At 68.6% G+C, this 22,787-nt stretch carries 20 protein-coding genes; 15 read left to right on the forward strand and 5 right to left on the reverse strand.

Going from position 1 to position 22,787, the window contains the following annotated elements; translation table 11 throughout:
* The first annotated feature begins 155 nt into the window (after positions 1 to 155).
* From mdoH to hemC, 4 genes are all read left to right on the forward strand, one after another.
* A complete protein-coding gene (gene mdoH, locus KHF85_RS03460; RefSeq protein WP_284568544.1) occupies positions 156 to 2,090 on the forward strand; it encodes a glucans biosynthesis glucosyltransferase MdoH in 1,935 nt (644 codons plus the stop codon).
* A gap of 42 nt (positions 2,091 to 2,132) precedes the next feature.
* On the forward strand, positions 2,133 to 2,798 hold the full coding sequence (locus KHF85_RS03465) for an alpha/beta hydrolase (RefSeq protein ID WP_284568545.1): 666 nt from the start codon (positions 2,133 to 2,135) through the stop codon (positions 2,796 to 2,798).
* Positions 2,799 to 2,927: 129 nt separating this feature from the next.
* Positions 2,928 to 3,656: a LytR/AlgR family response regulator transcription factor gene (locus tag KHF85_RS03470; RefSeq protein ID WP_284569462.1), complete on the forward strand. Its 729-nt coding sequence runs from the start codon at positions 2,928 to 2,930 to the stop codon at positions 3,654 to 3,656.
* 151 nt (positions 3,657 to 3,807) lie between these two features.
* On the forward strand, positions 3,808 to 4,731 hold the full coding sequence (hemC, locus tag KHF85_RS03475) for a hydroxymethylbilane synthase (protein ID WP_284568546.1): 924 nt from the start codon (positions 3,808 to 3,810) through the stop codon (positions 4,729 to 4,731).
* Between the two features lie 1,242 nt (positions 4,732 to 5,973).
* On the opposite strand, the gene KHF85_RS03480 is transcribed toward hemC, so the two are convergent.
* Complete coding sequence (locus KHF85_RS03480) at positions 5,974 to 6,762, reverse strand: DUF481 domain-containing protein (protein ID WP_053837079.1); 789 nt, start codon at positions 6,760 to 6,762, stop codon at positions 5,974 to 5,976.
* Between the two features lie 197 nt (positions 6,763 to 6,959).
* Here KHF85_RS03480 and KHF85_RS03485 point away from each other — a divergent pair, with 197 nt between their 5' ends.
* On the forward strand, positions 6,960 to 7,931 hold the full coding sequence (locus KHF85_RS03485; protein WP_064540508.1) for a helix-turn-helix transcriptional regulator: 972 nt from the start codon (positions 6,960 to 6,962) through the stop codon (positions 7,929 to 7,931).
* Between the two features lie 99 nt (positions 7,932 to 8,030).
* On the opposite strand, the gene KHF85_RS03490 is transcribed toward KHF85_RS03485, so the two are convergent.
* A complete protein-coding gene (locus KHF85_RS03490) occupies positions 8,031 to 8,447 on the reverse strand; it encodes a winged helix-turn-helix transcriptional regulator (RefSeq protein ID WP_345782175.1) in 417 nt (138 codons plus the stop codon).
* Between the two features lie 112 nt (positions 8,448 to 8,559).
* Entirely contained in the window at positions 8,560 to 9,144 is a 585-nt protein-coding gene (locus KHF85_RS03495; protein ID WP_284568548.1) for a lipocalin family protein, read from the reverse strand.
* A 132-nt stretch (positions 9,145 to 9,276) separates the two neighbouring features.
* Here KHF85_RS03495 and KHF85_RS03500 point away from each other — a divergent pair, with 132 nt between their 5' ends.
* Positions 9,277 to 9,582, forward strand: coding sequence for a hypothetical protein (locus KHF85_RS03500; protein ID WP_284568549.1), 306 nt, complete (start codon positions 9,277 to 9,279; stop codon positions 9,580 to 9,582).
* Between the two features lie 77 nt (positions 9,583 to 9,659).
* Positions 9,660 to 11,765 carry a prolyl oligopeptidase family serine peptidase gene (locus tag KHF85_RS03505; RefSeq protein WP_284568550.1) on the forward strand — a complete coding sequence of 702 codons (2,106 nt, stop codon included), beginning with the start codon at positions 9,660 to 9,662 and terminating at the stop codon, positions 11,763 to 11,765.
* Between the two features lie 111 nt (positions 11,766 to 11,876).
* Here the strand turns inward: KHF85_RS03505 and KHF85_RS03510 are convergent, their stop codons facing one another.
* Positions 11,877 to 13,088 (reverse strand): pyridoxal phosphate-dependent aminotransferase, encoded by a 1,212-nt coding sequence (locus tag KHF85_RS03510; protein ID WP_284568551.1) that lies wholly within the window; start codon positions 13,086 to 13,088, stop codon positions 11,877 to 11,879.
* A gap of 207 nt (positions 13,089 to 13,295) precedes the next feature.
* Between KHF85_RS03510 and KHF85_RS03515 the strand changes: the two genes are divergently transcribed.
* The 8 genes from KHF85_RS03515 to hslU all read left to right on the forward strand — a co-directional run bounded on the left by KHF85_RS03515 (position 13,296) and on the right by hslU (position 21,037).
* The gene (locus tag KHF85_RS03515; protein ID WP_284568552.1) at positions 13,296 to 15,383 is read left to right on the forward strand and encodes a S9 family peptidase; all 2,088 of its coding nucleotides are present in this window, start codon (positions 13,296 to 13,298) and stop codon (positions 15,381 to 15,383) included.
* A 341-nt stretch (positions 15,384 to 15,724) separates the two neighbouring features.
* A complete protein-coding gene (locus KHF85_RS03520; protein WP_284568553.1) occupies positions 15,725 to 16,108 on the forward strand; it encodes a YbaN family protein in 384 nt (127 codons plus the stop codon).
* A gap of 100 nt (positions 16,109 to 16,208) precedes the next feature.
* Complete coding sequence (gene lptM / locus KHF85_RS03525) at positions 16,209 to 16,460, forward strand: LPS translocon maturation chaperone LptM (protein ID WP_284568554.1); 252 nt, start codon at positions 16,209 to 16,211, stop codon at positions 16,458 to 16,460.
* Complete coding sequence (gene dapF / locus KHF85_RS03530) at positions 16,453 to 17,307, forward strand: diaminopimelate epimerase (protein ID WP_284568555.1); 855 nt, start codon at positions 16,453 to 16,455, stop codon at positions 17,305 to 17,307. The genes lptM and dapF overlap by 8 nt, the downstream gene beginning before the upstream one ends.
* Positions 17,304 to 17,975: a DUF484 family protein gene (locus tag KHF85_RS03535; RefSeq protein WP_053837093.1), complete on the forward strand. Its 672-nt coding sequence runs from the start codon at positions 17,304 to 17,306 to the stop codon at positions 17,973 to 17,975. Before dapF ends, KHF85_RS03535 begins: the two co-directional genes overlap by 4 nt.
* A complete protein-coding gene (xerC, locus tag KHF85_RS03540; protein WP_409976647.1) occupies positions 17,972 to 18,940 on the forward strand; it encodes a tyrosine recombinase XerC in 969 nt (322 codons plus the stop codon). Before KHF85_RS03535 ends, xerC begins: the two co-directional genes overlap by 4 nt.
* A gap of 67 nt (positions 18,941 to 19,007) precedes the next feature.
* Positions 19,008 to 19,559, forward strand: a complete 552-nt coding sequence (gene hslV, locus KHF85_RS03545; RefSeq protein WP_284568557.1) for an ATP-dependent protease subunit HslV — start codon at positions 19,008 to 19,010, stop codon at positions 19,557 to 19,559.
* Positions 19,560 to 19,672: 113 nt separating this feature from the next.
* Positions 19,673 to 21,037 (forward strand): ATP-dependent protease ATPase subunit HslU, encoded by a 1,365-nt coding sequence (hslU, locus tag KHF85_RS03550; protein WP_284568558.1) that lies wholly within the window; start codon positions 19,673 to 19,675, stop codon positions 21,035 to 21,037.
* Positions 21,038 to 21,351: 314 nt separating this feature from the next.
* On the opposite strand, the gene KHF85_RS03555 is transcribed toward hslU, so the two are convergent.
* Positions 21,352 to 22,716, reverse strand: a complete 1,365-nt coding sequence (locus tag KHF85_RS03555) for a DUF2252 domain-containing protein (protein WP_284568559.1) — start codon at positions 22,714 to 22,716, stop codon at positions 21,352 to 21,354.
* Positions 22,717 to 22,787: the final 71 nt, after the last annotated feature.

Genomic DNA, 22,787 nt, shown 5'->3' on the forward strand with positions numbered 1-22,787 from the left:
CAGTGGCGGCGGTATTTTGCCCGCCCGACAGGAGAGAACGTGGGTACGAGTGGCAATCACAGCAAGCCGGCGCCGGTAATGGCGCCAGGGTTCGTCGCGCCGCGCGCAGATGCGTCGCCGCGTCGCTGCGCCGTCCGACGAGGCTGGCGGAACGCATGAGCATGGTCGCCCCCACATCGACCCTGCCCGATTCCGCTGTCCTCGATGCCGGTCATGCCGTGTTGCCGCCGGAGGCGCCGTTGCCGATGCCGGTGCAATCGCTGCGCCAGGGCAAACTGCGCAACAAACGCCTGCCCAGCACCCCGCCCGGCATGTTCTGGCGGCGGCTGTACGTGTTCGGCAGCACTGCGCTGATGACCGCCTACGCCAGCGTGCTGATCGGCAAGGTGTTGCTGATCGGCGGGGTCAGCGTGCTCGAAGGCTGCCTGATGGCCTTGTTCATCCCCCTGTTCGCGTGGATCGCGTTCTCGTTCGTCAGCGCGCTGGCCGGATTCGTGACCCTGGTGTTCGGCGGCGGGCGCAAGCTCGGCATCGACCCGGACGCGCCGCTGCCGAGCGTGCGCAGCCGCACCGCGTTGCTGATGCCCACCTACAACGAGGATCCGCACCGGCTGATGGCCGGATTGCAGGCGATCTACGAATCGGTCGAGGCCACCGGGCAGATCGCGTACTTCGACTTCTTCATCCTCAGCGACACCACCCGCGCCGCGGTCGGCGCCGAGGAAGAGCAGGTCTACGCCGACCTGGTCGAACGCACCGGCGGCCAGGGCCGCATCTACTACCGGCGCCGCGCCGACAACGCCGAGCGCAAGGCCGGCAACATCGCCGGCTGGGTGCGCCGCTTCGGCGGCGCCTATCCGCAGATGCTGATCCTGGACGCCGACAGCCTGATGACCGGCGAGACCATCGTGCGTCTGGTCGCCGGGATGGAGGCCAATCCCGATGTCGGCCTGATCCAGACCCTGCCGGAAGTGGTCAACGGCAACAGCGTGTTCGCGCGCATGCAGCAGTTCGGCGGCCGCGTCTACGGCCCGGTGATCGCCTATGGCGTGGCCTGGTGGCACGGTGCGGAGAGCAACTATTGGGGCCACAACGCGGTGATCCGGACCCAGGCCTTCGCCGAACAGGCCGGCCTGCCGGCGCTGCCGGGGCGCAAGCCGTTCGGCGGCCATGTGCTCAGCCACGATTTCGTCGAGGCCGCGCTGATGCGCCGCGGCGGCTGGGCCACGCACATGGTGCCGTACCTGCAGGGCAGCTACGAGGAAGGCCCGCCGACGCTGACCGACCTGCTGGTGCGCGACCGCCGCTGGTGCCAGGGCAACCTGCAGCACTCCAAGGTGGTCTTCGCGCGCGGGCTGCACTGGATCAGCCGCATGCACATGATGATCGGCATCGGCCATTACTTCACTGCGCCGATGTGGGGCTTGCTGATGCTGATCGGCATCGCGATCCCGCTGCAGAGCGACGGCTTCGACTTGGTCGCCAAGGTGGTGTCGCCTTTCTCGCCGGCGCGCTACTGGCACCAGCAGGACTCGACCCGGGTGTTCTGGGTATTCGCGGTGACCATGTTCGTGCTGCTGGCGCCGAAGGTGCTGGGTTACTTCGCGATGCTGCTCAAGCCGCAGGAGCGGCGCGGTTGCGGCGGTGCGCTGCGCGCGCTGTTGAGCATGCTGCTGGAAACCGTGCTGGCGGCGCTGATGGCGCCGGTGGTGATGTACGTGCAGTCGCGCGGCGTGGCCGAAGTGCTGGCCGGCAAGGACTCGGGCTGGGACGCGCAGCAGCGCGACGATGGCCGCCTGTCGTGGCTGGCGTTGGCGCGCAGCTACGGCGGACTCAGCGCGTTCGGCTTGCTGATGGGCGGCATGGCCTACGTGGTGTCGCCGTCGCTGGCGGCGTGGATGGCGCCGGTGGTGATCGGCATGGCGCTGGCGATTCCGGTGGTGGCGCTGAGTTCTTCGCGTGCAGCCGGGCTGTGGCTGCGCCAGCTGCGCATCCTGTCCATCCCCGAAGAGCAGCAGCCGCCGGCCGTGCTGCTGCGCGCGGGCGAATTGCGCCGCGCCGCCGCCGCCGCGCGCCGCGTCAGCGGCTGACGCGGCAGGCATAATGCGCCCATCTCGATGGGGACTGCGCGCATGCTGGAAACTGTGGAACACGAAACCGCCGCTTCGCCGGCGTGGACCGTGCTGTGGTTGCACGGACTCGGTGCCGACGGCCACGACTTCGCACCGCTGGTGCCGGAGCTGCTGCGGCCGGACTGGCCGGCTTTGCGCTTCGTGTTCCCGCATGCGCCGGTGCGCGCGGTGACGATCAACAACGGCGTGCGCATGCGCGCCTGGTACGACATCGTCAGCCCGGATTTCTCCAACCGCGCCGACAGCGCCGGCGTCGCCGCCTCGGTCGCCCAGGTCGAGGCATTGATCGCGCGCGAACGTGTGCGCGGCGTGCCGGCCGAGCGCCTGCTGCTAGCCGGGTTCTCGCAGGGCGGGGCGATCACGCTGGCGACGGGGCTGCGCCGCGAACGGCCGCTGGCCGGCTTGATCGCCCTGTCCACCTACCTGCCGGAGGTGGCCGACGTGGCCCGCTGGCATGCGCCGGCGGCGCTGTCACAGCCGCTGTTCATGGCCCACGGGCAGGGCGATCCGGTGATCCCGCACGCCTATGCCGAGCAGACCGCGCAGGCGCTGCAGGCGCTGGGCATGCCGCTGCAGTGGCAGCGCTATCCGATGGCGCACCAGGTCTGCGCCGAGGAGATCGCCGATCTGCGCGACTGGATGAGCGCGCGCTTCGCCGCCGGCTGAGCCGCGGCCGCGGCGCAGCGGTGGGTCGGCGCGCGCTGCGGCCACAGCCCGTGCGGTGCGGATGACGGCCCGCCGGCAGTGGGGCTACTATGCGGCGAGACCGCGCTCCAGCCCACTGAGGTGACGTACGTGAAGGTGGTGATCGCCGACGACGAACCCCTGGCGCGCGAGCGCCTGCGTGCGCTGCTGGCCGAACACCCCGGCGTCGAGGTGCTGGCCGAGGCCGGCAATGGCCTGGAGGCGCTGCGCGCCTGCGCCGACCTGCACCCGGATCTGGTGTTGCTGGACATCGCCATGCCCGGTATCGATGGCCTGGAGACGGCGCGCCACCTGGCCAGCTTCGAGCCGCGTCCGGCGGTGGTGTTCTGCACCGCCTACGACGCGCACGCGCTGTCCGCGTTCGAGGCCGCGGCGATCGACTACCTGATGAAACCGGTGCGCGCCGAGCGGCTGGCGGCGGCGCTGGAACGCGCGCGCACCTTCATGGCCGGGCGCAGCAGCGCCACGACGCTCCCGTCGCAGCAACGCCGCAGCCACCTGTGCGCGCGCCTGCGCGGCAGCCTGCGGCTGATCCCGGTCGACGACATCCACTATCTGCAGGCCGAGGAAAAATACGTGGTGGTGCACCATGCGCGCGGCGAGGACCTGATCGAGGAGTCGCTGAAGTCGCTGGAAGAGGAATTCGCCGAACGCTTCGTGCGCATCCACCGCAACTGCCTGGTCGCGCGCCACGAACTGGTCGAACTGCGGCGCCTCGGCGAAGGCCAGGTGCATGCGGTCCTGCGCCACGCCAAGCAGCCGCTGGAGGTGAGCCGGCGCTGCGTGGCGCAGCTGCGGCAGGAGATCCGCCATCTTTGAAGGCCGCGATTGGGATTCGGCATGGGGAGCCGTTCGGCGTTGGGAGTTGCGCTGACCTGGCGTGCGCCTGTGCAAGGGCGGCGCTTGGCAGCAAGCGTGGTCGGCCTTTGCGCCAGCGGCCGGTGGCGGCGCTTTCCGCGATAATGGGCCGATGAAGATCCTGCGCATCGCTACCCGCAAGAGTCCGCTCGCCCTTTGGCAGAGCGAACACGTCGCCGCCTGCCTGCGCCAGGCGCATCCGCAGTTGGACGTGGTGCTGGTGCCGATGAGTACCCGTGGCGACGAGGTGCTGGACCGCTCGCTGGCGGCGATCGGCGGCAAGGGCCTGTTCCTGAAGGAGCTGGAACTGGCGATGCTGCGCGGCGAGGCCGATTGCGCGGTGCATTCGCTGAAGGACGTGCCGATGGAACTGGACCCGCCATTCGTGCTGCCGGCGATCCTGGTCCGCGCCGACCCGGCCGATGCGCTGGTCTCCAATCTCTATGCGTCGCTGGAGACGCTGCCGCTGGGCGCGCGCGTGGGCACCTCGTCGCTGCGCCGGCAGGCGCAACTGCGCGCGCGGCGTCCGGACCTGCAGCTGCTGGACCTGCGCGGCAACGTCAACACGCGCCTGGCCAAGCTCGACAACGGCGGCTACGACGGCATCGTGCTGGCCTGCGCCGGCCTGCAGCGGCTGGGCCTGGAAGCGCGCATCACCCAGCGCCTGCAGGCGCCGGACTGGTTACCAGCGCCGGCGCAGGGCGCCATCGCGGTGGAGTGCCGCGGCGACGACGCGGCTGCGCGTGGGTTGTTCGCCGCGCTCGACGACGCGCCCACACGCCGCTGCGTGGAGGCCGAGCGGGCGATGAACCGTGCGCTGCACGGCAGCTGTCACGTGCCGGTGGCCGCATTCGCGCAATGGCAGGGCGAAGACCTGCTGTTGCAGGGCATGGTCGGCGGCGTCGCCGACGGCCGCCTGGTGCGCGCCGATGCGCAGTGTCCGGCAGGCGATCCGGAGGCGCTGGGCCAGGCCGTGGCCGAGGCGCTGCTCGGTGCCGGTGCGCGCGAGCTACTGGATCTGCACCTGCCTGCTTGAGCGGATCCGAACCCGCGCGCGCCCGATCCGGGCGCAGCGGAGCTCTACACGCCGCGAACCCTGTAGGAGCTTCAGCCGCGACAGGTCGCCGAAGCCGCTGCGATCCCCGGCCTTTTTTTGGTCCATCTGTCACGATCGCTTCTGAAGCCTGGCAACTGCATGGCTCTGCGCGTCGCGACTGAAGTCGCTCCCACAATGACTTGCGGCGAGCCGGCCGGGTGCGCTATGGGAGGGACTTCAGTCCCGACTGCGTCCGAAGCCGGAGAGCTGGATGGCTTCGTTCGTCGCGGCTGAAGCCGCTCCTACAGGAAGCAAGCGGCGGACTCGCCGGGTGCACTGTAGGAGCGGCTTCAGCCGCGACAGGTCGCCAAAGCTGCTGCGATCCCCGGCCTTTTTTTGGTCCATCTGTCACGATCGGTTCTGAAGCCCGGCAACTGCATGGCTCTGCGCGTCGCGACTGAAGTCGTTCCCACAATGACTTGCGGCGAGCCGGCCGGGTGCACTATGGGAGGGACTTCAGTTCCGACTGCGTCCGAAGCCGGAGAGCTGGATGGCTTCGTTCGTCGCGGCTGAAGCCGCTCCTACAGGAAGCAAGCGGCGGACTCGCCGGGTGCACTGTAGGAGCAACTTCAGCCGCGACAGGTTGCCAAAGCCGCTACGATCCCCGGCCTTTTTTTGGTCCATCTGTCACGATCGGTTCTGAAGCCTGGCAACTGCATGGCTCTGCGCGTCGCGACTGAAGTCGCTCCCACAATGACTTGCGGCGAGCCGGCCGGGTGCACTTTGGGAGGGACTTCAGTCCCGACTGCGTCCGAAGCCGGAGAGCTGGATGGCTTCGTTCGTCGCGGCTGAAGCCGCTCCTACAGGAAGCAAGCGGCCGACTCGCCGGGTGCACTGTAGGAGCGGCTTCAGCCGCGACAGGTCGCCAAAGCCGCTGCGATCCCCGGCTTTTTTGGTCCATCTGTCACGATCGCTTCTGAAGCCTGGCAACTGCATGGCTCTGCGCGGCGCGACTGAAGTCGCTCCCACAATGACTTGCGGCGCGCTGGTTGGGTGCACTGTGGGAGGGACTTCAGTTCCGACTGCGTCCGAAGCCGGAGAGCAGGATGGCTTCGTTCTTCGCGGCTGAAGCCGCCCTACAAAAGCCGTGGTCTGCTGAAACGCCGGGTCGCACGCGCAGGATGGTCCGCGCATGCTGTTTCCGATTCCCGATTCCCGATTCCCGATTCCCGATTCCCAGCCCTACTTGAACTTGTAGACCACATTCATCGTCGTCAGCGTATCGGTCTTCTTCTTTTCGTCGCTGACATCGCTGTTGTGACGTGCCTGCCAGCCGGCCTTCAGCGCCAGCCGCGAGTTCATGCTGACCGAGATGCCCAGGTCGTCCTGCGCGAAGGTGTTGTACGAACCGGACTCGACCAGCAGGGTATTGACCAGCTCGGTGTTGGTGGTCAGGCCGTACTTGAAGTCGACCAGGCCGCGGCCGATCAGGCCGGTTTCGGTGCGGTCTTCGTCCACGTCGTGGGCGCGGCGCACGCCGGGGCCGATCTGTACGTCGATGCTTTTGCGGTCGCCGTCCATGATGCGCGTGCCGTAGCCGATGCCGATCGTGGCCAGCCGGTCGTAGGTGGCGAAATCGTCGCGCTCGTAGCGCAGCGAGGCGGTCAGCTGGCGGTGTTCGCCCAACTGCAGCGCGCTGCCGGCGCTGCCGGTATAGCGGTTGGAGGTGGTCTGGCGCACGCGCTCGGTGCTGCCGTCGTCGTTGGTGTTGGTGTACTCGGCGCTGGCGCGCAGCGCGAACAGGTCGATGCTGTGGATCCAGTCGCCGTCCAGGTACTGGCCCTTGAGCCGGCCATTGAAGCTTTCGTTGGAGCTGTTGCCGCGCGAAGAGGCGAAGCCCAGCTCGCCGGCGCCGCTCCACGGTGAACTGCCCGGTTCCGCCGGCGGGGCGGGTACGTCGGCGGCGCAGGCCGCGGAGGTGTACAGCAGCAGCAAGGTGATTGCGGATAGTGCGGTGGCGCGGCGGGGCATGGCTTTACTCTCCGGTTGAGGACGCAGCCTTCGGCTAACGAAATGGAAACGATTTCATCATACCGGATCCACATGACCTCCCGGCCGCTGCCAGGCCCCGGCTTCATCGCCGGTTCGGGGGCGCCGCCGCGCTCGGGAGGGCACGCATGCCGGGCCGCGGCGCGTTTTCCGCCGCGGACTCAGACATAATCGGCGGCATGGACCGCTACGAACGCATCAATGCTCTGCACCGGCTGCTCAAGTCCGCCCGCTACCCGGTGACGGTGGCGCGCCTGCAGGACGAATTGAGTTGCTCCCGCGCCACCGTCTACCGCGACCTGGCGTTCCTGCGCGATGCGCTGATGGCCCCGGTCGAAGGCGACGGCGAGACCGGGTTCCGCTACGAAACCGGCGAGAGCGATCGCTTCGAACTGCCCGGGCTGTGGCTCAGTTCCGAGGAACTGCACGCGCTGCTGGCCTCGCAGCAATTGCTGGCGCGCACCGGCGGCGGGGTGCTGTCCTCGGTGCTGGCGCCGTTGCAGCAGCGCATCGAGAGCCTGCTGGCGGCACAGGCCGGGGCCACCCACTGGCCGGTGGAGCGGGTGCGGGTGATCCCGCACCGCGGCCGCAAGCTCGACGAGGCCAGCTTCCGCACCGTCGCCTCGGCGGTGCTGGAGCGCAAGCGGCTGTCGTTCGACTACCGCGCGCGCTCCACCGACGAATCGACCAAGCGCACGGTGTCGCCGCAGCGCATCACCCACTACCGCGACAACTGGTACCTGGATGCCTGGGACCACGGCCGCGATGCGGTGCGCAGCTTCGCGGTGGACCGCATCAACCATGCGCGGCTGCTCGACCAGGTGGCGCAGGACGTGGCCGACGAGGAACTGGACTCGCAGCTGGCAGCCAGCTACGGGATCTTCTCCGGCGCGCCCAAGGGCTGGGCGACGATCGTGTTCAGTCCCAAGGCGGCGCGCTGGGTCGCCGACGAGCACTGGCATTCCAAACAGCAGGGGCGCTTCTTGGCCGACGGCCGCTACGAACTGAAGCTGCCGTACAGCGTCTCGCGCGAGCTGCTGATGGACGTGCTGCATTACGGGTCGGATGCGGAGATCGTCGAGCCGCGCTCGCTGCGCGAACAGGCCAAGGCGCTGCTGTCGCTGGCGCTGAGCAACTACAGCGACGACTGAAGCGTTGGTATCAGGCGTGATGCCGCCGTTGTAGGAGCGGCTTCAGCCGCGACAGGCATTACCGATAGCTGATACCACCTGTCGCGGCTGAAGCCGCTCCTACAGTGCATTCGGCGGTGCGCTGCCGCTGCCCAGGATGGCGCCGATATTGGTCTCGATCCAGTCCACCAGCGCCTGCACATGCAACGCTGCGTCCTCGCCCAGCGGGGTCAGCGCGTATTCCACGTGCGGCGGTACCACCGGGTAGGCGGTGCGCTGCACCAGGCCGTCGGCTTCCAGCGCCTGCAGGCTCTGCGACAGCATCTTCTCGCTGACCCCTTCGAGCGAGCGGCGCAGGTCGCCGAAGCGGTGCGTGCCCTTGCGCAGGGCCACCAGCACCAGCACGCCCCAGCGGCTGGTCACATGGCTGAGGACGGCGCGCGAAGGACAGTGCTGCGCGAATACCTGGCCGCGGGTGGGGTCTGCGGCGGCGGCGGGCGCCGAAGCGCAGAGGCTGTCGGAGGGAACGCTGGCCAAGCGGTGCACCTGTCTGGGGGACGGACCGGCCCGATCATACGTGGGCCGGCTGGCGCTTCGCTGAGCGGCAGGTGATCGGCGCTGCAACCTGTTCGGGGAGTGACGACACGCCTCAGGGCTTGCTCGGCACTTCGAAACCGAGCTTGCCGACCTGGGCGCGGTGCTGCGCCACGCGCTTGAGTTTGTCTACATTGACCCCGTAGTCGCGATCCAGCTTGTCGACCAGTTCGCGGTACTGCTTGTGATCCATGTCCGGGGTGCGCGCGAACACCCAGGCCAGGTCGCGGCCGGGATAGTCGATCAGCGCCCAGGAATAGTCCGGCGCCACCTCGAGGATGCGGTACTTGGTCGGCACCACGGCGAAGAACCAAGTGGTCCAGCGGCGGTTGCCGGTGCCGTCCTTGACCGTGGCGCGCGAGGTGACTTCCTTGAGCGGCTCGTCGAAGCCTTCGCGGTACTGGTAGCGCACGCCGATCTTGCCGTTTTCCGTGAGCGTGTACTCGTCGCTGCTGGCGACATGGCCGCGTTCGGCGAAATAAGGCACATGCGCGATCACGTACCAGCGGCCCATGAAGCGCTGCAGGTCGATCGGCGGCTGCTGCGAGGGTTCTTGCTCCGGGGACTTCGCGCGCGCCGCCGGCAGGGGAACGGCCATGCCGAGCAGCAGCACGGAGGCGAACAGGGAAAGCAGGCGCATAAGGCAGGAATCCGGGGCTTGAAGAAATACGCTACCCAGTATCGGGCGAAAGTCATGTCAATAGTGGGTCGCAGCCGTTGAGATGGCCGCGCGGCAGGCTGCGCGCCTCAGCCCTGCTCCGGAGTCGCCGCCATGCCGATCGCCCGTTCCTTCCGCCCCGCCCACGCGCCGCACCCCGGCCTGCGCCGCCTGGTGCGGCAGGCACTGCTCGCCGGCCTGGCCCTGGTCCTGGTATGGCCGGCCGCGCGCGGCTCCAGCGAATGGCTGGGCTGGCGGCCGCTATGGCTGCTGGGCATGCCGCTGAGCGCATGGTGGGCGCTGCACCGCTTTCCGCTGCCGCTGCGGCCGTTGCGCCGGATCATGGCGCGGGTACGGCCACGGGTGCAGGCGCGGCGCCGGCGGCGCGCGCCGGCGTGGCGGTTCACTCGTGCGGCCTGACCTTCGGCAGGGGGAGGGCCGCGGTGCTGCGTGCTACGGTCCTGGGCTGTTCTTCCCCCGCCCCCTGGACCTGACCCATGCCCTCTCTTGCCCATGCCTGCCTGCTTGCCGGACTGATCGTCTCCGGCACCGCAGCGGCAAAGGAAACCGCGATGCCCCAAGACCCTTACACTTGGCTCGAAGACGTCACCGGCGCCAAGCCGCTGGACTGGGTCAAGGCGCAGAACGCCAAGACCGAGGCGCGGCTGACCGCCGAGCCGGGCTTCCAGGCGCGCGAAGCCGGCATCCGCGAAGTTCTGGACTCGGACGCGAAGATTCCGGCGGTACAGAAGATCGGCCCGTACTACTACAACCTGTGGAAGGACCGTACGCACGAGCGCGGCCTGTGGCGGCGCACCACCCTGGACGAATACCGCAAGCCCGAGCCGACGTGGGAGACGGTGCTGGATCTGGACGCGCTGAACAAGGCCGAGGGCGAGAACTGGGTGTGGCATGGCGCCGATTGCCTGCGCCCGGACTACCGCCGCTGCCTGATCGCGCTGTCGCGCGGCGGTGCCGACGCCGACGTCACCCGCGAGTTCGACCTGGGCAGCAAGCAATGGGTCAAGGACGGTTTCTTCCGCGCCGAGGCCAAGGGCGGGCTGGGCTGGATCGATGCCGATACCGTCTACCTCTATACCGATTTCGGTGCCGGTTCGATGACCAGCTCGGGCTATCCGCGCGTGGTCAAGCAGTGGAAGCGCGGCACCCCGCTGCAGAGCGCGCGCCTGGTCTACGAAGGCAAGCCGGAAGACATGTACATCGACGCGACGCACGACGACACGCCCGGCTTCGAGCGTGATTTCGTCAGCCGCACGCTGGCCTTCTACAACGACGAGCTGTACCTGCGGGGCGCCGATGGCCGTCTGCGCAAGATCGACGTGCCCAACTCGGCCAGAAAGCGCGTGCACCGCGAATGGCTGACCCTGCAGCTGCGCGAGCCGTGGACCGTGGATGGCACCACCTATCCCGCCGGCGCGCTGCTGGCCGCCAAGTTCGACGACGTCATGGCCGGCAAGCGTACGTTCCGGGTGCTGTTCACGCCGACCGACAGCACCTCGCTGGAAGCGTTCGCATGGACCAAGTCGCACCTGGTGTTGAACGTGCTGGACAACGTCAAGAGCCGGCTGTGGGTGCTAACCCCGGGCGAGGGCGAGTGGGCGCGCGCGCCGTTCCCGGTCGGCGACCTGGGCTTCGGCAGCATCGATGTCGACGCGGTCGATGCCGACGAGAACGACCAGGTGTGGCTGACCTCCACCGACTTCCTGACCCCGACCACACTGATGCTGGCCGACGTGCAGCGCGGCCCGCAGAGCATCGAGACGCTGAAGGCGATGCCGAGCTTCTTCGATGCCTCCAAGGACGCGATCGAGCAGCACTTCGCCGTGTCCAAGGACGGCACCAAGGTGCCGTACTTCCTGGTCCGGCCGAAGCAACTCAAGCTGGACGGCAGCCATCCGACCCTGCTGTACGCCTATGGCGGCTTCGAGGTCTCGATGACCCCGTTCTATTCCGGCGGCCTCGGCCGCGCCTGGCTCGACCAGGGCGGCGTGTATGCGCTGGCCAACATCCGCGGCGGCGGCGAATACGGCCCGCGCTGGCACCAGGCGGCGCTGAAGCAGAACCGGCACAAGGCCTACGAGGACATGGCGGCGGTGGCGCAGGATCTGGCCGCGCGCAAGATCACCTCGGCCAAGCACCTGGGCGTGCAGGGCGGCAGCAATGGCGGGTTGATGGCCGGCAACATGCTGGTGCAATACCCTCAGCTGTTCGGCGCGGCGGTGGTGCAGGTACCGCTGCTGGACATGAAGCGCTACAGCCACCTGTTGGCCGGCGCCTCATGGATGGCCGAGTACGGCAACCCTGATACCGACGACTGGACCTACATCCAGTCCTTCTCCCCGTACCACTTGTTCGACCCGAAGAAGACCTACCCGCCGGTGATCTTCCTGACCTCCACCCGCGACGACCGGGTGCACCCGGGCCATGCGCGCAAGATGGCGGCGAAGATGATCGACGCCGGCAAGGACGTGAGCTACTACGAGAACACCGAAGGCGGCCACGGCGGCGCGGCCAACAACGCGCAGACCGCGCACATGCAGGCGCTGGCGTACGGGTTCCTGTGGGAGCGGTTGGCCAAGTGATCGGCGCGGTCCGCCTCCCGGCAAGGGAGCGGGCCTTCGTCTTGCCGCTGCATGCGGCGGCGCGTCGAGCTGGCTGGATGCAGCGGCGACCGAGCGGTCAAGCGGTTCGGGTCAGCGCGACCAACGCTGCAGCCCGCGCGCGATGCGCGCCACTGCCTCCTGCAACCGCGGCAGGCTCTGCGTGTAGGCGATGCGCACGTGCTGGCGCGCGCGGTACTGGCCGAAGTCCACGCCCGGAGTGAACGCCACATGCTCGGTTTCCAGGAAATGCGCGCAGAACGCCTGCGCGTCGTCGGTGAAGGCGCTCACGTCGGCGTACAGGTAGAACGCGCCTTGCGGCTCGACGTCGATGCGCAAGCCGAGCGCGCGCAGCGCCGGCAGCAGGTAGTCGCGGCGCTGGCCGAATTCGGCGCGGCGCGCTTCCAGGATCTGCAGGGTTTCCGGCAGGAAACAGGCCAGCGCCGCATGCTGGGCGATGCTGGAGGCGCTGATGTACAGGTTCTGCGCGAGCTTCTCCAGCGACGGCACCGCCGCGCGCGGCGCCACCAGCCAGCCCAGGCGCCAGCCGGTCATGCCGAAGTACTTGGAGAAGCTGTTGAGCACATAGGCGCTGTCGTCGACCTCGAGCACGCTGGGCGCGTCGATGCCGTAGCTGAGGCCGTGGTAGATCTCGTCGACCAGCAGGTGGCCGCCGCGCGCCTGCAGCGCCTGCGCCAGCGCGGCCAGTTCGGTGCGGTCCAGCAGCGTGCCGGTCGGGTTGGCCGGCGAGGCGACCAGCGCGCCGACGCTGTCGGCGTTCCAGTGCGCGTCCAGCAAAGCCGGGGTCAGCTGGTAGCGGCTGTCCGGGCCGACCGGCACCAGCTGCGCCGCGCCCTCGACCAGGCGCAGGAAATGCCGGTTGCACGGATAGCCGGGGTCGGCCAGCAGCCAGCGCTTGCCCGGATCCACCAGCAGCGCGCTGGCCAGCAGCAGCGCGCCGGAGCCGCCGGGGGTGATCATGATCCGCGCCGGGTCCAGGTCCACGTCGTGGCGCTGCCGGTAAAACGCGGCCAGCGCCTCGCGCAGCGCCGGCAGCCCGCGTGCGGCGGTGTAGCGGGTGTGGCCGGCGGCGAGCGCGGCCTGGCCGGCGCCGACGATCGGCGCGGCGGTGGTGAAGTCCGGCTCGCCGATCTCCAGGTGGATCACGTCGTGGCCGGCGTGTTCCAGTTCGTTGGCGCGGGCCAGCAGCGCCATCACGTGGAACGGTTCGATGTCGCGGCTGCGCTGGCTGTAGGCGGGCGGCGCGTGCGGCACGGTATGGGATTCGGTGCGAGGCGGACTCATGGCCCGATCATAGGGCAGCACGCCGCACAAATCGTTGCGCGCGCTTGCCAGGATGCGGCGTTGCGCGGAGACTCGGCCGGCATCGTGCGGCGCCGCGCCGCATGCCTGCCGCTTCCCGGCCTGGGCGGCGCGTCCTTAGTTGCGTTACCGCCGCCGGAGCCCCATTAGATGCACCACCGTCCCTTGCTAGCGAGCTTGTTCCTGCTCATGACCGCGCCTTTCGCTTCCGCCCTCGCCACCGACGCCACTCCACCGCATCCGGCCAAGCAGCCGCACACGGTCACCGCGCCGTTCGGCGCCACCCGCCAGGACGACTATTACTGGCTGCGCGACGACAAGCGCGAAAACCCGCAGATGCTGGCCTATCTCAACGCCGAGAACGCCTACGCCGACCAGCTGCTGAAGCCGCTCAAGCCGCTGGAGGATAAGCTGTACAAGGAAATCGTCGGCCGCATCAAGCAGGACGACAGCAGTGTGCCTTATCGCGAGCGCGGCTACTGGTACTACACCCGCTACGAGAGCGGCAAGGACTACCCGGTGCACGCGCGGCGCAAGGGCAGCATGGACGCGGCGGAAGAAATCCTGCTCGACGTCAACGCGATGGCCGCCGGCAAGGGCTATTTCAGCGTGGGCGACGCGGTGGTCAGCCAGGACAACCGCATCCTGGCCTGGACCGAGGACGACGTCGGCCGCCGCCAGTACGTGGTGCGCTTCAAGAACCTGGACACTGGCGAGGTCTACGCCGACCACGTGCCCGGCGTGTCGCCGCACGTGGTCTGGGCCGACGACAACAAGACCCTGTTCTACGTCGAGAACGATCCGGAAACGCTGCTCACCGTGCGCGTCAGGAAGCACGTGCTGGGCACGCCGGCGGCGCAGGACGCGCTGGTCTACGAGGAAAAGGACGACAGTTACTACATGGGCCTGGGCCGCACCCGCGACGACAAGTACATCGTCATCGGCATGGAGAGCACGGTGGCCTCGGAGCAGCGCTATGCGCCGGCCGCCGATCCGCAGCACTTCACCGTGCTGGCGCCGCGCGAGCGCGACGTCGAATACAGCGCCGACCATTTCGACGGGCGCTGGGTGATCCGCACCAACTGGAAGGCCAAGAACTATGCGCTGATGACCGCGCCCGACGGCGCCACCAAGCGTTCGCAGTGGCAGGCCTGGCTGCCCTACGACGAGAAGGTGTTCATCGACGGCTTCGAACTGTTCGACGGCTTCACCGCCATCGCCGAGCGGTCCGACGGCCTGGAGCGGATCCGCCTGCACTTCGCCGACGGCAAGGAGGACTACGTCAAGGCCGACGAGCCGGCGTATTCGATGGGCCTGTCGGTCAATCCCGAGCCGGACACGCCGTGGCTGCGCTACAGCTACACCTCGCTGACCACGCCGGCCACCACCTACGAACTCAACACCCGTACCGGCGAGCGCAAGCTGCTCAAGCAGCAGCCGGTGATCGGCTACGACGCCGGCAAGTACCAGACCGAGCGCGTGTGGGTGACCGCGCGCGACGGGGTCAAGGTGCCGGTGTCGCTGGTGTACAAGAAGGGCTTCAAGAAGGACGGCAGCGCGGCGCTGTACCAGTACGCCTACGGCAGCTATGGCATGTCCACCGATCCCGCCTTCAACCTGCCGGTGGTCAGCCTGCTCGACCGTGGCGTGGTCTACGCCATCGCGCACATCCGCGGCGGCCAGGAAATGGGCCGCGACTGGTACGACCAGGGCAAGCTGCTGCACAAGAAGAACACCTTCACCGACTTCATCGACGTGACCCGCGGCCTGGTCAAGCTGGGTTATGCGGCGCCGGACCGGGTCGCTGCGGCCGGCGGCAGCGCCGGCGGACTGCTGATGGGGGCGGTGGCGAACATGGCGCCACAGGATTACCGCGTGCTGGTCGCGCAGGTGCCGTTCGTCGACGTGGTCACCACCATGCTCGACCCGAGCATCCCGTTGACCACCAACGAATACGACGAATGGGGTAATCCGGAGAAGAAGCAGTACTACGACTACATGCTCGGCTATTCGCCGTACGACAACGTCACCCGCCAGGCGTATCCGGCACTGTTCGTCGGCACCGGCCTGTGGGATTCGCAGGTGCAGTACTGGGAGCCGGCCAAGTGGGTGGCCAAGTTGCGTGACGACAACACCGGCACCCGCCCGATCGTGTTCCGGGTCAACATGGAAGCCGGCCACGGCGGCAAGTCCGGGCGCTTCCGCCGCTACCGCGAGCAGGCCGAATCGTACGCGTTCGTGCTCGACCAGTTGGGCGTGGAGCAGGCGGCGAAGTAGGGCAGAGTGGCCTGGCGTTCGGTCGCGGCTGAAGCCGCTCCTACAGTGCACGCGGCCGGCGCGCCACCTGCTTCCTGTAGGAGCGGCTTCAGCCGCGACGGCTTTCGAAGCCGGCGGCCGACGAATTCCGCGTCGCGACCGAAGTCGCTCCCACAAGGACGGGGTACCCCGAGTGCCGGCTGGGCGCACTGTGGGAGGGACTTCAGTCCCGACTGCATCGAGGTTAGGCGAGCGCACCGCTCCACGCGTCGCGACTGAAGTCGCTCGCACACCGCACAAGAGGCGGATGCCGAGCGCGCATCTCCCGCGTCGCCATCCGGTCGCGGCTTTATCATGCGCCGATGGAATCCCCTTCCCGTTTCCGCTGGGCCTGGTGGCTGCTGGCCTATGTCAGCCTGGCCACGGGCATCGTCGGCATCTTCGTGCCCGGCTTGCCGACCACGGTGTTCGTGCTGATCTCGGCCTATGCCGCCTCGCGCGGCTCCGAGCGCCTGCGACGCCGGTTGCTGGAGGATCCGCGCTTCGGCGCCAGCATCCGCGACTGGGAAGCGCACGGCGCGGTCAGCCGCCGCGGCAAGTGGATGGCCACGCTGACCATGGCAGTCTGCGCGCTGGTGTTGCTGCTGTTCGTGCACAAGCTCTGGGTGCAGGTCGTGGCGATCGGCTGCATGAGTGGCGTGGCGCTGTGGCTGTGGCTGCGCCCGGAGCCGCCGCCGCGCGAGTGAAGCGGGATCGCGCGTCTGCCTCGGCCCAGGCGTGGCTGCGCCTGGCCACAGCGTGGCAGGCGGCACAGCCGGTTCATGCCCTTCTGGCTATACTCGGCGCATGAGCACATCGTTCCCTCATCCGATCCGTATCGCCCTGTTCGGCGCCGCCCTGCTGGCGCTGTCCGGGTGCGGCAACAAGGGCCCGCTGGTGATGCCGCAGAAGCCGGTACCGGTGGAAGCCGCACCGGCCGCCGCGCCCGACGCGACGCCACCCGTCACCACCGATCCGGCCGGCCAGGCGCAGCCGGTCGATGGCCAGCAGAAGCCGGCCGCCACCACCAGCCCCACGCCCACCGATGGGAATGAGTGAGGCCAACGTCGCGGCGCGCCTGCGCTTTTCCAAGATGCAGGGCGCGGGCAACGATTTCGTGGTGCTCGACCTGCGCGACGGCACCCCGCCGCCGGATGCCGCGCTGGCGATACGCCTGGCCGACCGCCACTTCGGCGTCGGCTGCGACCAGCTGCTGACCATCGAGGCGCCGCGTACCCCGGAGGCGGTGGCCAGCTACCGCATCTGGAATACCGACGGCAGCCTGGCCGGGCAGTGCGGCAACGGTGCGCGCTGCGTCGCCGCCTGGCTGGTGCGCGACGGTGCCGCCGGCAGCGATGCGTTCGTCATCGACAGTCCGTTCGCCTCGCATCGCATCGAACGTGGTGCCGACGGCCAGTTCGCGGTGGCGATGGGCGTGCCGCGCTTCGCCCCGGAAGACGTGCCGCTGATCGGCTTCCCGCGCATGCGCGAGGAATACGTGCTGCCGCTGCAAGGCGGCAGCGTGCGCTTCGGCGCGGTGTCGATGGGCAATCCGCATGCGGTGCTGGAAGTGGGCCTGGTCGATGCGGCGCCGGTCGAGCGGCTGGGGCCGTTGTTGCAGCAGCATGCGTCGTTCCCCGATTCGGTCAACGTCGGCTTCGCCCAGGTGATCGACCGCGGCCATGTGCGCCTGCGCGTGTACGAGCGCGGCGTCGGCGAGACCCTGGCCTGCGGCAGCGGCGCCTGCGCGGCCGCGGCGGTGCTGATCCAGCGCGGCCGCGTGGAGCGCGACGTGCGCGTGGTGCTGCCCGGCGGCGAACTGCGCGTGCGCTGGCCGCATGACGCGGCGCCGGTGGTGATGTCCGGGCCGGCCGCCTTCGTTTTCGATGGGGAGTGGATCCAGTGAGTGAGACTCAGGACAAGATCGGCGCGCACGAAATCGCCGCATGGCTGCGCCGCCACCCGGCGTTCCTGAAACAGTTTCCCGACCTGGCGCTGACCCTGGTGGTGCCGCGCGACGACGGCCCGACCGCGTCGCTGGCGAGCTACCAGCTGGAAGTGCTGCGCGACAAGAACCGCGAGCTGTCGCGGCGCCTGTCCGAGCTGGCCGGCAACGCCCAGGTCAACGAGCGCCTGGCGGTGCGCACCCACCAGCTGACCCTGGCGCTGATGCGGCAGACCAGCGCCGCCGACAGCGTGCGCGCCATGGCCGCCTCGCTGCAGGAGGATTTCCAGGGCGACCTGGTCAGCATCGTGCTGCTGCGCCCGCTGCCCGGGCTGGAGCAGGCGCCGTGGTTGCAGATCCTGGCGCAGGACGATCCGCGGCTGGCGCCGTTCCGCGACTGCCTGCAGGACGGCGAGCCGATCTGCGGCCGCCTGCAGCCGGAAAAGCAGGCGCTGCTGTACGCCGAGCGCCTCGAGCAAGTGCAGTCCACCGCGCTGCTGCCGCTGCCGGGCGTGGGCCTGCTCGCGGTCGGCAGCCGCGATCCGAACCGTTTCTACCCCGGCATGGGCACCTTGTTCCTGCGCATGATGGGCGAGTCGCTGACGGTGGCGCTGCAGCGCTTCGCATGAAGGCCGGGACTCGGGACTCGGGACTCGGGACTCGGAAAAAGCGGGCCGATGCGTCCGCCGTTGCAGCCGAGTCCCGAGTCCCGAGTCCCGAGTCCCGGTTCCTCGACTATCTGCAAGTCGAACGCCGCATGTCCGCGCACACCCTGGACGCGTACCGCCGCGATCTGGCCGCGCTGGCAGCGTGGGCGGCGGACAACGCCGGTGGTGAGATGGTGGCGCTCGGCGCCGAGCAGTTGCGCCATTTCATCGCCGCCGAGCACCGCCGCGGGCTGTCGCCGAAGAGCCTGCAGCGGCGCCTGTCGGCGTGCCGCAGTTTCTATGCGTGGTTGCTCAAGCACGGCCAGATCGCCGCCAGTCCGGCCGCCGCGCTGCGTGCGCCGAAGGCGCCGCGCAAGCTGCCGCAGGTGCTGGATGCGGACGAGGCGGTGCGCCTGGTCGAAGTGCCGACCGACGTGCCGCTGGGCCTGCGCGACCGCGCGCTGCTGGAACTGTTCTATTCCTCCGGGCTGCGCCTGAGCGAGCTGTGCGCGCTGCGCTGGCGCGACCTGGATTTCGCCAGCGGCCTGGTCCGCGTGCTCGGCAAGGGCAACAAGCAGCGGCTGGTGCCGGTCGGCTCGCACGCGCGCAAGGCGCTGCTGGCATGGCAGGCGCAGACCAAGGCGGCGGCCGAGGCGCCGGTGTTCCCGGGCCGCGGCGGCGCGCCGATCGGGGCGCGCGCGGTGCAGATCCGGATCAAGCAGCTGGCCGGGCGCCAGGGCCTGTTCAAGCACGTGCATCCGCACATGCTGCGGCACAGTTTCGCCAGTCATATCCTCGAATCCTCCGGCGACCTGCGCGGCGTGCAGGAACTGCTCGGGCATGCCGACATCGCCACCACGCAGATCTACACCCACCTGGATTTCCAGCACCTGGCCAAGGTCTACGACGCTGCGCATCCGCGCGCCAAGCGCAAGCCCGCGCCCTGAGCCTGCGTTGCTGCGCTTGAAGCGCGCGCGGCCGGCCCCACCTCTGTGAGACCACCCCGGAGGCCGCATGGACCCCAGTCAGAATCCCAACGTTTTCCAGGCCACCACGATCCTGTCGGTGCGCCGCAACGGCCATGTCGCCGTGGCCGGCGATGGTCAGGTGACGCTGGGCCATACCGTGATGAAGGGCAATGCGCGCAAGGTGCGCCGGCTCGGCCGCGACGGCCAGGTGCTGGCCGGTTTCGCCGGCGCCGCCGCCGATGCGTTCACCCTGTTCGAACTGTTCGAGGCCAAGCTCGAGAAGCACGGCCAGCTGACCCGCGCGGCGGTGGAGCTGGCCAAGGATTGGCGCACCGAACGCCGCCTGGGCAAGCTGGAGGCGTTGCTGGCGGTGGCCGACAAGGAAACCTCGCTGATCATCAGCGGCACCGGCGACGTGATCGAGCCGGAGGACGGCATCATCGCCATCGGCTCGGGCGGTTCCTACGCGCTGTCGGCGGCGCGCGCGCTGCTCGGCCACACCGAACTGGACGCCAGGACCATCGCGGTCGAAGCGCTGAACATCGCCGGCGACATCTGCATCTATACCAATCGCAACGTGGTGGTCGAGGAGCTGTGAATCGGCAATGGGGAATCGGGAATCGCAACCGCGGTTCCTGTTTCCGTTGCCGATGACGCCTGCGCTTGCCATTGCCGATGCTCCCTTCCCGATTCCTTCTTCGATTTCCCGACATGACCGATACCCATAGCACCATGACCCCGCGCGAGATCGTGCAGGAACTGGACCGCCACATCGTCGGCCAGCACGACGCCAAGCGCGCGGTGGCGATCGCGCTGCGCAACCGCTGGCGGCGCATGCAGCTGCCCGATGCGCTGCGCAACGAAGTGATGCCCAAGAACATCCTGATGATCGGCCCCACCGGCGTCGGCAAGACCGAGATCGCGCGGCGCCTGGCGACCCTGGCCAACGCGCCGTTCGTCAAGGTCGAGGCTACCCGCTTCACCGAGGTCGGCTACGTCGGCAAGGACGTGGAGCAGATCGTGCGCGACCTGGCCGACACCGCGGTCAAGCTGTATCGCGAACAGGCCAAGACCCGCGTGCGCACCCAGGCCGAGGAACGCGCCGAAGACCGCATCCTCGACGCGCTGCTGCCGCGGCGCAGCGCCGGCATCGGCTTCGATCCGGAAGCCGCGCGCAGCGAACCCTCGGCGCAGGACAACGACACCCGCAGCAAGTTCCGGCGCATGCTGCGCGCCGGCGAACTGGACGAGCGCGAGATCGAGCTGGACGTGGCGGTGAACGTCAGCATGGACATCATGACCCCGCCGGGCATGGAGGAAATGGGCCAGCAGCTGCGGCAGATGTTCTCCAATCTGGGCGGCAGCAAGTCGCAGTCGCGCAAGCTGACGATCAAGGCGGCGCGGCCGCTGCTGATCGAGGAAGAGGCCGGCAAGCTGGTCAACGAGGACGACGTGCGCGCCGCAGCGATCGAGGCCTGCGAGCAGCACGGCATCGTGTTCATCGACGAGATCGACAAGGTCGCCAAGCGCGGCGAAGCGGGATCCACGGGCGGCGACGTGTCGCGCGAAGGCGTGCAGCGCGACCTGCTGCCGCTGGTCGAAGGCTCCAACGTCAGCACCAAGTACGGCACGGTCAAGACCGACCATATTTTGTTCATCGCCTCCGGCGCGTTCCACCTGGCCAAGCCCAGCGACCTGATCCCGGAGTTGCAGGGCCGCTTCCCGATCCGGGTCGAACTGTCGGCGCTGTCCAAGGACGATTTCATCCGCATCCTCACCGAGCCGAAGGCGGCGTTGAGCAAGCAGTACGAAGCGCTGTTGCTGACCGAGGGGGTGACCCTGAGCTTCACCGAGGATGCGATCGACCGCCTGGCCGAGATCGCGTTCCTGGTCAACGAGCGCCAGGAGAACATCGGCGCGCGGCGCCTGCACACGGTACTCGAGCGCCTGCTCGACACGCTGAGCTTCGAAGCGCCGGACCGCGACGGACAGAGCGTCGTCGTCGATGCCGCCTACGTCAACACGCATCTGGGCGAGCTGGTGCAGGATCCGGATCTGAGCCGTTATATCCTGTAACTGCGGCGTGCCGGCTGGCCGCAGGCGAGCCGGCACGCCGCAGTGCGCGCAACTACTTGCTTGCGGTCGGTAAAGTTGTGGGAGCGACTTCAATCGCGACGGGCTTTCCTGGGAAAGCTTCGTCGCGACTGAAGTCGCTCCCGCAGACGTTCTGTCGGCAAACCGGATACGGAAGAAAGTACGCCTGCGCAGCGAGCGCATTGCAGCGCGCAGAACAATTGTAGGAGCGGCTTCAGCCGCGACCGGGCGTTACCGGTGATGCCCGGTCGCGGCTGAAGCCGCTCCTACAGGGTTTGTGGCGGTGAACCCAGCGCTCAGTACAACGGCGTCCCGGCCTGGTACGCGGCCACGAATCCCTTCCAGTCCAGCTGCACCTGCGCCGCGTAGTCGAACGCGAACTGGCGCAGCTCCGATTTCAGTCCGCTCTTGCTGCTGGCCGCCGCGTCGATCTGCTTGTCGATGCTGTAACCGACCACGGCCGGGTCGTAGTCCTGGTCGGACAGCGCGTGCGCCGAGGCCAGCGCCTGGCCCAGGTAGGTGGCGGCGGTGGCCAGCTTGCCGGCGCTGCTCAGCGCGGTCGGGTCCAGGTCTTCCTGGAATGGCGATTTCTCATGCACATAGAACGGCACGCCGGCGACACTGGCGTAACCGATCAGCACATCGGCATCCAGGGTCTGCGCCTTGGCGGTGCGCGCCACGCGCTCGCCGTCGTGGTCGTCGTAGCTGGAGGCGGGCATCTGCGACGGCGCGGCGACGGCGACCACGCTGGCCGCTTGCTGCTTCCATTCCAGGATCACGTCGTCGCCGGTCGAGTCGCTGGCGCCCTCGACCAGCACGTACAGCCGCTGGCGGCCGAGGCTGCCGGTGCCTGAGCCGAGTTTCTGGTGCACGTCCTTGATCGTGTAGTAACTGGGCGCATAGCGCTTGGAGGCGGCGATCGAGGCCACGTAGCCGTTCATCGCCTTGGCGACCGACGCATACGTCGCGCTGTCCACCGCGACCAGGTTGTCCAGGGACTGGAACGTGCGCTTGCCGCCGCTGACCGCAGTGTATTTTCCCAGCAGGCTGCCGCGGCTCTTGCCGTCGGCGCTGTCGATGGCCTTGGCCACCACGCCGCTGGTGTTGCTCTTGGTCAGCTGGAAACTCTTCTCGGCATCGCCGCCCTTGAAGTCGCCGATCTTGTCCAGGTACGCACCGACCATCGTGTCGATCGCGCTGCCGATGTCGCTGTCGGACAGGCCGTTGTCGCGCCCGGCCAGGACCATGCTCGCGGCCAGCCGGCGCAGGTCCCATACGTACTGGCCGAGATGGCCTTCGTCGAAGTCGGCGACCTGGAACACCGCCTTGCCGCTGCTGTCGCGCGCGGCGTCGAAATTGCCGATATGGGTGTCGCCGCCGAGCCAGGTGTAGCCGGTCTGCGGGCTGGTCCACAGCGAGGCCGGCAAGGTTTTCATGTCCTGGTAGAACAGATGGTCGGTGCCGCGGTAGAACGCGTAGGCGCTGCGGGCCATGATCGCCATCTTGGTGTCCAGTTCGGCCTGCTGCGCCGCATAGGGATGGTTGTAGTCGTGGATCTGCTGCACCACCCAGGCATCGCGCTGACGCGCGGCGGTGGCGCCGCCGGCGGTGGTGGCCAGGACCAGGCCGATCAGCAGCAGGCGCGGCAGGCGGGTCGGCATCGCAGGTCTCCAGGCGCGGACAGAGCGACCAGTCAAGCATGCCGGTATTGCACGGCGATGAATCCCGACCC

Origin of the sequence: Xanthomonas graminis pv. graminis (genome assembly GCF_030168915.1) — a bacterium.
In the GTDB taxonomy this organism is placed as follows: domain Bacteria; phylum Pseudomonadota; class Gammaproteobacteria; order Xanthomonadales; family Xanthomonadaceae; genus Xanthomonas_A; species Xanthomonas_A translucens.

Excerpts from the sequence above, each read along its gene's own strand:
- mdoH (WP_284568544.1), top strand. The coding sequence starts at position 156 with ATGAGCATGGTCGCCCCCACATCGACCCTGCCCGATTCCGCTGTCCTC.
- KHF85_RS03465 (WP_284568545.1), top strand. The coding sequence starts at position 2,133 with ATGCTGGAAACTGTGGAACACGAAACCGCCGCTTCGCCGGCGTGGACC.
- hemC (WP_284568546.1), top strand. The coding sequence starts at position 3,808 with ATGAAGATCCTGCGCATCGCTACCCGCAAGAGTCCGCTCGCCCTTTGG.
- KHF85_RS03480 (WP_053837079.1), bottom strand. The coding sequence starts at position 6,762 with ATGCCCCGCCGCGCCACCGCACTATCCGCAATCACCTTGCTGCTGCTG.
- KHF85_RS03485 (WP_064540508.1), top strand. The coding sequence starts at position 6,960 with ATGGACCGCTACGAACGCATCAATGCTCTGCACCGGCTGCTCAAGTCC.
- KHF85_RS03495 (WP_284568548.1), bottom strand. The coding sequence starts at position 9,144 with ATGCGCCTGCTTTCCCTGTTCGCCTCCGTGCTGCTGCTCGGCATGGCC.
- KHF85_RS03500 (WP_284568549.1), top strand. The coding sequence starts at position 9,277 with ATGCCGATCGCCCGTTCCTTCCGCCCCGCCCACGCGCCGCACCCCGGC.
- KHF85_RS03505 (WP_284568550.1), top strand. The coding sequence starts at position 9,660 with ATGCCCTCTCTTGCCCATGCCTGCCTGCTTGCCGGACTGATCGTCTCC.
- KHF85_RS03510 (WP_284568551.1), bottom strand. The coding sequence starts at position 13,088 with ATGAGTCCGCCTCGCACCGAATCCCATACCGTGCCGCACGCGCCGCCC.
- KHF85_RS03515 (WP_284568552.1), top strand. The coding sequence starts at position 13,296 with ATGACCGCGCCTTTCGCTTCCGCCCTCGCCACCGACGCCACTCCACCG.
- KHF85_RS03520 (WP_284568553.1), top strand. The coding sequence starts at position 15,725 with ATGGAATCCCCTTCCCGTTTCCGCTGGGCCTGGTGGCTGCTGGCCTAT.
- lptM (WP_284568554.1), top strand. The coding sequence starts at position 16,209 with ATGAGCACATCGTTCCCTCATCCGATCCGTATCGCCCTGTTCGGCGCC.
- dapF (WP_284568555.1), top strand. The coding sequence starts at position 16,453 with ATGAGTGAGGCCAACGTCGCGGCGCGCCTGCGCTTTTCCAAGATGCAG.
- xerC (WP_409976647.1), top strand. The coding sequence starts at position 17,972 with ATGAAGGCCGGGACTCGGGACTCGGGACTCGGGACTCGGAAAAAGCGG.
- hslV (WP_284568557.1), top strand. The coding sequence starts at position 19,008 with ATGGACCCCAGTCAGAATCCCAACGTTTTCCAGGCCACCACGATCCTG.
- hslU (WP_284568558.1), top strand. The coding sequence starts at position 19,673 with ATGACCGATACCCATAGCACCATGACCCCGCGCGAGATCGTGCAGGAA.
- KHF85_RS03555 (WP_284568559.1), bottom strand. The coding sequence starts at position 22,716 with ATGCCGACCCGCCTGCCGCGCCTGCTGCTGATCGGCCTGGTCCTGGCC.